This window comes from Anabaena sp. UHCC 0451, from assembly GCF_034931405.1.
In the GTDB taxonomy this organism is placed as follows: Bacteria; Cyanobacteriota; Cyanobacteriia; order Cyanobacteriales; family Nostocaceae; genus RDYJ01.
Genome location: NZ_JAYGHA010000001.1, coordinates 81,161 through 90,001 on the forward strand (window position 1 = coordinate 81,161; position 8,841 = coordinate 90,001).

Genomic DNA, 8,841 nt, shown 5'->3' on the forward strand with positions numbered 1-8,841 from the left:
GATTTTTTCAAAATTCAAATATGAGTCCTATAGATCATTGGTAATTACTATAAATACAAAACAAAGCTAAAAATAAATGAGCGAGAATTCTATGATAATATATGGTGGAGATATGGGATTTAAATTAAACTATGACATTGAAAATAACAGCGATGAGTTAAAAGATTGATGAGTTAACCAGTGTTAGTTTCAGTCCTGATGGTAAAACTCTGGCTGCGGGTAGTGGTAATGGAACAGTAATTTTACGCAACCTGTCAGATATTAAGTTGGATATGTTATGAAAACGCAGATGTGGATTATTGCAGGATTATTTGCATCATAATCCGAAAGTTACCAGGAGCGATCGCTCTTTGTGTAGCCACTAATAATACCACAATATTACTTATCTGTCAGGTAGTTAGCTACCTCTTCTAAGGTTTGAATCAAATTCTCTAAAGTATAAACACTGGGTTGATCTTGTTCAGCATTATGGTTATCAGTAGAAACTTGGTTTGAATTCTGAGAAATACTTTGGTTGAGAACTTGCATGGATTTTTTTCCCTGAGTCATTAATCTGGAATTTGGTTGATTGCTATGGAATTACTATAAATGATATACGGATAAAAATACTGAGATGATCAGAGATTTCATGTAATTTTTAACAGATAGCCAGGAGTCTTCATTTGTACTTTATAAAATATACTGAGAATGTAGATTTAATTGCACCAAAGCTTCTTGCTATTCCTATTCCTCCTACTGTGAAAAATATATCCACCTCAGTTAACCTGCCAGTAATGATAAAGTTTGCACCTATTGAAGATATTGATTTCACAAAATCTATATGGTAATGTTGTTATTGTTGCCAGCGGTTATCAGCTAAAAATGTTACTTTGTCTTATTCTGCAACAAGTATAATTAAGTTCAATTATGAATATATAAAATAAATATTTAGGGTTTGCTGTTTGTGTAGCGTGCCGTAGGCATAAAAGTCTTTCCGTTAAGGGTTAGGAGTCAGGAGTCAGGAGTCAGGAGTCAGGAGTCAGGAGTCAGAATTAGAAGCAGCTTTTGAATAGTTGCTTTGGGGAAAGTGATAAGTTTTTGATGGGTTTAATGTCTATTCCTTGCACCTTCTTAACCTTTTTTACCCCTGAGTCCCTTGATTTATCTAGGTTTTACATTTATATGCCTGACGGCACGCTCCGCGAACAGCAAGCCCTATTTATCAAAAGGCTTAAGGCTGTGCTGTACCCTGAAAAATAAATCTAAGTCTGAGATTTATTAGCTTAAAAAATGCGCCCTGCTGGAATCGAACCAGCCTGAAGACGAATTATGAGTTCGTTGCCTCCCCAATCGGCCAAAGGCGCTTGTTGTGCTAGATTTTAGTTTTGTCTACCTAAGCTTTCATGCTAACTCTTTGCTATTATTTGAGCTTGAGTCAATGATTTTTAGCTTTTAGACAAACGCACATCCATAACTATAGCATGATTTTACAACCTGATGCAAAATTTTAAAAAAAATTTCTAGTTTACCCAGGTAATAGGTGATCAGTAATTGGTAATTAGGAAAAATAACATTAATTACCCAATCCCCAGTCCCTAGTCCCTAGTCCCCAATCCCTGTCTTTCTTGACTAATATTGATTAAGTTTTTGTAATAATTGGGGTTAAACGCCTCAATTTTGGTAAATAAAATCGGTTTTTTCTGTAATAGATTGTCAGCGATGAAAATAAATTCCACTGTAATTCTGACGTTGATTTTGTTAACCCTGATGTTGGGTGCAGGTTCTGTGAGCGCATTCTTGGGGTTTTCAATGGGAAGTTCTGCTCTCAAGGGTGTGACATCACCAGATGGTCGTCCCGCATCTAAATTTGCCAGTAATAAGAATAATAACGCTCAATCGACGGAAGTAGCCCTCTTGAAAGAGGAGGATATTCTCAAGACTGTCAAAGGGAGAATTCAAGATAATAAAACCGCTAACCAAATAAACAAGCGTGAAGAAGACGAAGAAGAAATCAAAGCTCAGAAGCCTGAACCAGAGGAAAAGCCGGAAGAAGTGACGGCAGAAAAACTAGACCCAGGATTTCCGGTTGTGGCTGAGAGTGAAGGTGTAACCATGTCTGTACAATCAGTGCGCTACTCTGGTGGTGATTTATTACTAAAAGTCAAAATGCAAAATAAAAGTGCTGATTCTGTACGCTTTCTATATAGTTTTCTGGATGTTACTGATGATAAAGATAGAACACTAAGCGCCATTACAGAAGGATTGCCAGCCGAATTACCGGGTAAGAGTACCACATTTACGGGGACAATCAGTATTCCCACAGCTTTACTTGATGATGTGAGCAACATATCACTAGCACTAACAGATTATCCCGCTCAAAAACTGAAATTACAGTTATCTGATATTCCTGTGGAAAAATAGAAATGCTATTGTTAGCTTTTTAGTATCGACGTAATTTTTACACGAACTTTAGCGGTGAGCGGTTTTTCCCAGTTAATTTGGACAGATATAGGGTTGAAATTGTTGTCAGTGCTACTGCTGATAGCAATTAACGCCTTTTTTGTGACAGCGGAATTTTCAATGGTGACAGTGCGGCGCACACGTATCCATCAGCTGGTTCAAGCTGGTGATATACCGGCTATGTCCGTAGAAATATTACAACGTAGTATTGACAGGTTGCTATCTACTGCTCAATTAGGTATTACTCTCTCTAGTTTGGCACTAGGTTGGATTGGAGAAACTACCATTGTGGTGCTGATGGAAGCATGGTTAAAATCCTGGCCTTTACCTGGAAGTTTGAGTAATTTTCTCGCTCATTCTCTATCAGTTCCCATTACCTTTTTCTTAATTGCTTATTTGCAAATTGTTTTAGGGGAATTATTTCCTAAATCAGTAGCAATGCTTTATTCAGAACAACTAGCCAGGTTTTTGGGTCCTGCAGTTAAAGCCATAGTTCGTTTTTTCAGCCCCGTGATTTGGATTCTCAATCAATCCACTCGTTATCTATTGCGATTATTTGGCATTGAATACACAGGTCAAAGTTGGAGACCACCAGTTACTCCTGAAGAATTGCAACTGATTATATCCACAGAACGGGAATCAACAGGTTTAGAATTATCAGAACGAGAATTACTTAATAATGTCTTTGAGTTTGGAGAAATCACCGCCCAGGATGTGATGATTCCCCGTACCAACATTATTGCTTTACCAGAAAATGCCAGCTTCCAGTCATTACTTGACGAAATAGCCTCTGTTGGTCATTCCCGTTATCCTGTTATTGGTGAATCCTTAGACGATATTCGTGGTATTGTTTATTTTCAAGATTTAGCTAAACCTTTAGCGACTGGAAAACTAACTTTAGAGACACAAATTCAACCTTGGATACGTCCCCCCCGATTTGTCCCAGAACAGACACTTTTGAGTGAATTATTGCCAATGATGCAGCAAGAAAAACCAGCTATGGTAATTGTTGTTAATGAATTTGGCGCTACTGTGGGACTGGTGACAATTCAAGATGTCATTGCTGAAATCATTGGTAATGCCGGTGAAGCAGGAATGATTGATGACTTGCTCATCGAAATGTTAGATAAGCAAAAATTTTTAGTCCAAGCACAGATAAACCTAGAAGAACTTAATGAAGTTTTACATCTTAATTTACCCTTGACACGAGACTATCAAACCTTGGGAGGCTTTTTACTTTATCAGTTACAAAGAATCCCCATTAAAGGTGAAATTGTTCACTATGACAATCTGGAATTTACTGTAGTATCAGTTATTGGACCCCGGTTGCACCAAATTCAAATTAAAAGAATTTCAGATGAATCTTCAGATTAAAACAAATTATAAGCTACACATAATCAACAGTATCTTCTAAACCCAACTGGGCAAAAGCAGCTAACCGCAACTGACAAGAATCACAAACTCCACAAGCTTTATCACCACCAGCATAACAAGACCAAGTTAAATTCCAAGGTACACCTAACTGATTGCCAAGTTGGATAATTTCAGTTTTCTTTAAATTAATTAGTGGTGTAATAATTTGAATAGGTTGTCCAACGCGGCCTTGTTTAGTTCCCAAGCGAAAAACTTCTTGCATGGCTTGGATATAATCAGGACGACAATCAGGATAACCAGAATAATCTAAAGCATTCACACCAATGTATACCCGTTCTGCGCCGATAGTTTCCGCATAGCCCAAAGCAAAACTTAAAAAAATAGTATTCCGGGCAGGGACATAAGTCACAGGAATATTTTGTGACATTTCATCTAGAGAACGTTGTCGAGGTAAAGCGATCGCATTATCCGTCAAAGCTGAACCACCCCATAGCCGTAAATCAAAATTCACTACCTGATGTTGAACTACTCCTACAGATTCGGCTACAAACATAGCTGATTGCAATTCTCGGCGGTGTCGCTGCTGGTAATCAAAGGAAATCGCGTAACATTCACAACCATCAACCTTAGCTTGGTAGAGAACCGTAGAAGAATCTAATCCCCCAGACAACAGAATTACAGCTTTCATGATTCAAAATAACCCCAAAAAATCACTAACACCAATTTCCCCCAAAAGGTGAGACAATCAACAAAATGCAACAAAGAAAAAATTAAATTCAAAATGCAAAAAATAATTTACGGTATCAATGACAACATTTTTACAAACAATCTTGCTAAAAATCACACATATTGCTAACTTTACCGAAACATAAATGTAATCAATTTATCCGTTTGAACATCAAGTAGTTATCTGAGTTATTAATTGCCTAACTGTCACCTGAGAACTATAACTTAGGGATTACAGGGATTGTTAAGTCAACAAAACAACACATTTTCCTTTGTGTTAATTACAAACAATGCTGCAATTAATAACTAACTATCCAAAAGTTAGCAAGATAGTGGGAACTGAACATAAACTTTGAAATTCTTCATAAATAGAACCACTATGTTACCATCTGGATGGTTTTAGACGGATCGCACTTGGCGCTTAAGTATAAAGTCCAACGACCGTAGCGGCTCTAAATTTGGTGGTTGAGGAGAAAATAATAGTGCAGAATAGCATGTCAGTGGCAGAACCAAATCTATATTCACAGCGCAACCAGCCACGAGCAATCCGCATAGGCGTGATTGGGGTGGGTAACATGGGACAACATCACACCCGCGTATTGAGTTCAATGAAAGATGTTGAACTAGTAGGCGTTTCCGATATTAACGTTGAACGAGGCTTAGAAACCGCCAGTAAATACAAAGTCCGGTTTTTTGAGGATTACTGCGACCTGCTACCCCATATAGACGCAGTTTGTATTGCTGTCCCCACCCGCTTACATTATGCCGTAGGCATCAACTGTCTGTTAGCGGGAATTCATGTTCTGATTGAAAAGCCAATTGCTGCGAGTATTGCTGAAGCTGAATCTCTCGTCAACGCTGCTGCTGAATCTCAATGTATTTTGCAAGTAGGCCACATTGAACGTTTTAATCCAGCCTTTAGAGAACTCAATCAAGTCCTGAAAACAGAGGAAGTCTTAGCTTTAGAAGCTCATCGCATGAGTCCCTATTCAGCTAGAGCAAATGATGTTTCAGTAGTGCTGGATTTAATGATCCATGACATTGACCTACTTTTAGAATTAGCTGGTTCTCCCGTGGTGAAATTGACAGCTAATGGTACTCGTTCCCTAGACTCTGGTTATTTAGATTATGTGACTGCCACCTTGGGCTTTGCCAATGGGATTGTCGCCACTCTCACCGCCAGTAAAGTCACTCACCGGAAAATTCGCCGCATAGTTGCCCATTGCAAAAATTCATTCACTGAAGCCGATTTTCTCAAGAATGAAATTTTGATTCATCGCCAAACTAATACCAGCCCTCACAACGACCATCGCCAGGTACTTTACAAGCAAGATGGTTTGATAGAAAAAGTCTATACTAGTAACATTCAACCACTAAGTGCAGAGTTAGAGCATTTTGTCAACTGTGTGCATGGTGGCAATCAGCCTTCTGTGGGTGGCGAACAAGCTTTAAAAGCTCTGAGATTGGCTAGTTTAATTGAGCAGATGGCTGTGGAAGAGCGGGTTTGGAACCCATTAGAATGGCAATCTGAATCGAGAGTACAGTCATTAACGCCAACTGTCTAAAAGAGGTGACAGGTGACAGGTGACAGGTGACAGGTGACAGTGAAGAGGAAAGGGAGCAGGGGAGCAGGGGAGCAGGGGAGAATAACTTTTTTCTATTCCCAGTCCCCAATCCCCAATCCCCAATCCCCAATCCCCAATCCCCAATCCCCAATCCCTAATCCCCAATCCCCAATCCCCAATCCCTAATATGCTCGAATGGATAACTAACACCATCAACTCTTTGGGATATGCAGGAATCGCTCTACTGATGTTCTTGGAGAATGTATTTCCCCCCATACCTTCTGAATTGATTATGCCGCTGGCAGGATTTACAGCCAGTCCTTACCAACCAGGAGGTGCAAAACTAAATATATTGGGCGTATTGTTATCAGGACTTTTGGGTTCAGTAGCGGGCGCACTGATCTGGTACTATCCAGGTAAATTCTTGGAAGAACGACGCTTAAAGAAACTAGCCAACAAGTACGGTAAGTGGCTGGCTATATCTAGCGAAGATATTGATAAGGCTAAAAGCTGGTTCAACAGACAAGGTGGGAAAGCAGTATTAATTGGTCGTCTTGTGCCGGGAATCCGTACCTTAATCTCTGTTCCCGCAGGTATGAGCAATATGCCCTTGCTGCCTTTCTTATTCTACACCACCCTTGGTAGTGCTGCCTGGGTTGCCTTGCTCACTTATGCAGGATACTTGTTAGGAACTCAGTATGAACTTGTGGACAAATACTTTGCCCCTGTATCTAAAATTGTGCTGGGTAGTCTAATTCTGGTATTCCTATTTTGGGTACTCAAGCGCAAACGCCAGGAAAATCGGAGATAAATTTAGTTCGGTCAAAGACAAAGAATATTTCTAGTACAAAATAATGCTAAATTTTCCATCGACTACAATAAATTTTGACGTATTTCTAGCTACACTTGACCCAACTGAAAATTTTTCTGATCTTGCATTTTTGTAAGATAGGCATGATAACTTTTTACAGTTAAGTTACCACATAGGAGATTTCATGACAGACCAACCTCCCATAGCTAATCCAATGAATGCCGCAGCTATACCCATGAACCGAGTATCGGCATCAACCCCTATAAACAACGTTAATAAGCCAGTTGGTGTTTCAGGGAAAAATATTCTCAGTGTTGACTTGGGTAGAACCTCTACCAAAACTTGTGTCAGCCGCGAACCTGGTAATGTGGCCTTCATCCCTGCCAATGTCAAGCAAATGTCAATTGAACAAGTACGAGGTGGAGTATTTGAATCTAGGGCAACTGATCCTTTAATGGATTTATGGCTGGAATATCAAGGCAGTGGTTATGCTGTAGGGCAGTTAGCAGCAGACTTTGGCGCAAATCTAGGAGTCGGACAATCTAAGGTAGATGATGCACTGGTAAAAGTGTTGGCAGCTGCTGGCTACTTTAAACTCAAAGATGAAATTTCGGTTGTATTGGGTCTGCCTTTCCTTTCCTTAGAACAATTTGAAAAGGAAAAAGCACAGTTAACTAGCTTAGTGACAGGTCCCCATGTCTTAAATTTCCGTGGGGAAGCTTTGTCGTTAAATATAACTAAGGTTTGGGTAATGCCAGAAGGTTACGGCAGTCTGCTGTGGTCTGAAGCTCAACCTAATAAAGCACCCTCATCTCCTGATTTTACCAAAATATCCGTGGCAATTGTCGATATTGGCCATCAAACCATTGATTTCCTGATGGTGGATAACTTCCGGTTTGCTAGAGGTGCTTCCAAGAGTGAAGAATTTGGCATGAATAAGTTTTATGAAATGGTGGCACAAGAGATACAAGGGGCTGATAGTCAATCTCTGCCTTTGATTTCTGCTGTTAATAAGCCCAAGGGTGAGCGTTTTTACCGTCCCAAAGGTGTCAGCAAGCCCACTAACCTAGATGATTTTCTCCCTAACCTCACAGAGCAGTTTTCACGGGAAATTTGCTCTCGTGTGTTAGCTTGGTTGCCTGAGCGTGTGACTGATGTGATTATCACTGGTGGTGGTGGTGAGTTCTTCTGGGAAGATGTACAACGTTTGCTCAAAGAAGCCCAGATTAATGCCCATTTGGCCGCACCATCGCGCCAAGCTAACGCTTTAGGGCAGTATCTTTACGGAGAGGCGCAATTGTCTGCTGTTCGCGCTGCTAGGTAATAAAACTGATGTTCCAATGGTCAAAAAAGGTAGTTAAATCAGTCACTTTCAATCCAGAAATTGGTGATGAGAGCTTGTTAGCACAAATAGAAAGTTACTTGGAGGCACAGCCCGAAAAGACTTTTAGTGATCTGTGTAAGGATGCTCTTTGGCAAGCTTTATGTGTACCGGACTCTGTACGACCTTCTCCAAATACAGCAGCACTGCCAATGGAACAACAAATCGGTGAGTTGCAACGACAAATAGCTGGACTTGAGGAACGTTTTTTTGCTAAGGAATCCAATCGTTTGCAGACGATGGAAAGCCAGATATTACAACTTAGTCAACAAGTTGCACAACTGTCCATCATATTCAATCAAGCAGTGTCTATTCATCCTGCAACTTCATCAGTACCAACGGTAGAGGTAATTAACAATCCTGTTTTTATTCCCGATCCCACGCCTCCCCAAGAGGTTGACCCTGTAATCAGTCGCTTGAGTTCTTTGGTTGATGATTTCTAAGGAAAAAGCCAGTTATTAAGCGTTTTTACTCGAAAGATCGGTAAGTGTGAGAAGTTTGTTGGTTACACCCAGAAGTTGACAACAATTTCTGGGTGTAATATT

Annotated in this window: 8 protein-coding genes and 1 tRNA gene; 6 read left to right on the forward strand and 3 right to left on the reverse strand. The window is 40.0% G+C overall.

Annotation, left to right across the window (positions count from 1 at the left end; translation table 11 throughout):
• Window positions 1-378 precede the first annotated feature (378 nt).
• The gene (locus VB694_RS00350) at window positions 379-528 is read right to left on the reverse strand and encodes a serine dehydratase (protein ID WP_323358325.1); all 150 of its coding nucleotides are present in this window, start codon (window positions 526-528) and stop codon (window positions 379-381) included.
• 742 nt (window positions 529-1,270) lie between these two features.
• Window positions 1,271-1,343 (reverse strand) — tRNA-Ile (locus tag VB694_RS00355).
• Window positions 1,344-1,698: 355 nt separating this feature from the next.
• Here VB694_RS00355 and VB694_RS00360 point away from each other — a divergent pair.
• Both VB694_RS00360 and VB694_RS00365 read left to right on the forward strand, forming a co-directional pair.
• Entirely contained in the window at window positions 1,699-2,400 is a 702-nt protein-coding gene (locus tag VB694_RS00360; protein ID WP_323358326.1) for a hypothetical protein, read from the forward strand.
• Between the two features lie 54 nt (window positions 2,401-2,454).
• Entirely contained in the window at window positions 2,455-3,813 is a 1,359-nt protein-coding gene (locus tag VB694_RS00365; RefSeq protein ID WP_323358327.1) for a hemolysin family protein, read from the forward strand.
• Window positions 3,814-3,826: 13 nt separating this feature from the next.
• On the opposite strand, the gene queC is transcribed toward VB694_RS00365, so the two are convergent.
• On the reverse strand, window positions 3,827-4,501 hold the full coding sequence (gene queC / locus VB694_RS00370) for a 7-cyano-7-deazaguanine synthase QueC (protein WP_323358328.1): 675 nt from the start codon (window positions 4,499-4,501) through the stop codon (window positions 3,827-3,829).
• A 532-nt stretch (window positions 4,502-5,033) separates the two neighbouring features.
• Between queC and VB694_RS00375 the strand changes: the two genes are divergently transcribed.
• The 4 genes from VB694_RS00375 to VB694_RS00390 all read left to right on the forward strand — a co-directional run bounded on the left by VB694_RS00375 (window position 5,034) and on the right by VB694_RS00390 (window position 8,739).
• Window positions 5,034-6,104, forward strand: coding sequence for a Gfo/Idh/MocA family oxidoreductase (locus VB694_RS00375; RefSeq protein ID WP_323358329.1), 1,071 nt, complete (start codon window positions 5,034-5,036; stop codon window positions 6,102-6,104).
• Window positions 6,105-6,291: 187 nt separating this feature from the next.
• A complete protein-coding gene (locus tag VB694_RS00380) occupies window positions 6,292-6,915 on the forward strand; it encodes a DedA family protein (RefSeq protein WP_323358330.1) in 624 nt (207 codons plus the stop codon).
• 184 nt (window positions 6,916-7,099) lie between these two features.
• A complete protein-coding gene (locus tag VB694_RS00385; protein ID WP_323358331.1) occupies window positions 7,100-8,239 on the forward strand; it encodes a ParM/StbA family protein in 1,140 nt (379 codons plus the stop codon).
• Between the two features lie 8 nt (window positions 8,240-8,247).
• Complete coding sequence (locus tag VB694_RS00390) at window positions 8,248-8,739, forward strand: plasmid segregation centromere-binding protein ParR (RefSeq protein ID WP_323358332.1); 492 nt, start codon at window positions 8,248-8,250, stop codon at window positions 8,737-8,739.
• Window positions 8,740-8,841: the final 102 nt, after the last annotated feature.

Coding starts and splice junctions, on each gene's coding strand:
- queC (WP_323358328.1), bottom strand. CDS start 4,501: ATGAAAGCTGTAATTCTGTTGTCTGGGGGATTAGATTCTTCTACGGTT.
- VB694_RS00390 (WP_323358332.1), top strand. CDS start 8,248: ATGTTCCAATGGTCAAAAAAGGTAGTTAAATCAGTCACTTTCAATCCA.
- VB694_RS00385 (WP_323358331.1), top strand. CDS start 7,100: ATGACAGACCAACCTCCCATAGCTAATCCAATGAATGCCGCAGCTATA.
- VB694_RS00360 (WP_323358326.1), top strand. CDS start 1,699: ATGAAAATAAATTCCACTGTAATTCTGACGTTGATTTTGTTAACCCTG.
- VB694_RS00350 (WP_323358325.1), bottom strand. CDS start 528: ATGCAAGTTCTCAACCAAAGTATTTCTCAGAATTCAAACCAAGTTTCT.
- VB694_RS00375 (WP_323358329.1), top strand. CDS start 5,034: ATGTCAGTGGCAGAACCAAATCTATATTCACAGCGCAACCAGCCACGA.
- VB694_RS00380 (WP_323358330.1), top strand. CDS start 6,292: ATGCTCGAATGGATAACTAACACCATCAACTCTTTGGGATATGCAGGA.